The sequence below is a fragment of the Blautia sp. OF03-15BH genome (assembly GCF_003463065.1).
GTDB lineage: Bacteria > Bacillota > Clostridia > Lachnospirales > Lachnospiraceae > Limivivens.
The window spans coordinates 1-837 of the sequence record NZ_QSCM01000045.1 but is presented as its reverse complement, the minus strand read 5'-3'; the positions used below and the strand labels follow the sequence as shown (position 1 = coordinate 837).

General features: G+C 39.5%; 2 protein-coding genes. Both read right to left on the bottom strand.

Going from position 1 to position 837, the window contains the following annotated elements:
• The coding region (locus DXA57_RS17080; protein WP_147345720.1) for an RNA-guided endonuclease TnpB family protein at positions 1-609 on the bottom strand (609 nt) is incomplete at its 3' end.
• Positions 606-837 (bottom strand): IS200/IS605 family transposase (tnpA, locus tag DXA57_RS17075; protein ID WP_117768439.1); only part of this gene is annotated, 232 nt, incomplete at its 5' end. The genes tnpA and DXA57_RS17080, both read right to left, overlap by 4 nt.

Genomic DNA, 837 nt, shown 5'->3' with positions numbered 1-837 from the left:
TGCTTCTTCCGTCTCAATCTTTTCTGAAAATACTGCCATTCCCTGCATTGCATAATCAATTCCAAGTATCTTTGCAGTACTGAAATCCGGTTCAGCTGCTTGGTTTTCACAGCTGTATCCTTCATACAACAGGCTTGCAAAGTATTTTCCGGATGGTTCCATACGGACTGTCACTGATTTCAGACGGAGATTTTCTGCTGGCTCCCTGTGTTTTTTCATGGCAATCCATTTTAATTTGGGAAGTCGGATCCGCTTACTTTCCACCAAAATATTTCCATTGACCACATTCGTTGTATAACTGTTTCTGGAATGATGTTTTGACTTGAATCTTGGAAATCCAATCTTGGGATCCCGAAAAAAATTCTTATATGCCTTTTCCAGATGAAGCTGGACATTTGCCAGTGCCAGCGAATCTACTTCTTTCAAAAATGAATATTCCTTTTTATACATGGCTGGTGTATTTTTTAACATTTTCTTCGTCTTTTCATACTCTCGGATCTTATCATTAAGCATCTGATTGTACAGAAAACGACAACAGCCAAATGTTTTGCCCAGAAGTATCTTCTGTTCTTCTGTCGGATAAATTCGGAAACGGTATGCTATGTTCAATACTTTTTCTCTCCCTGGTTTTCAATGTATTGACGGATTACTTCTACCGGAGCGCCTCCAGCTGTCAGTAAGCAGAAACTCTGACTCCAAAAGGCTTCTTTCCAAAGTTTTTCTCTGATCTCCGGATACTCCTTTTTCAACAGTCTGCTACTGGCACTTTTATAAGCATTGATAAATTTACTAAGTTCTGTTCTTGGCTGCGCACGGAACATTACATGCACATGATCA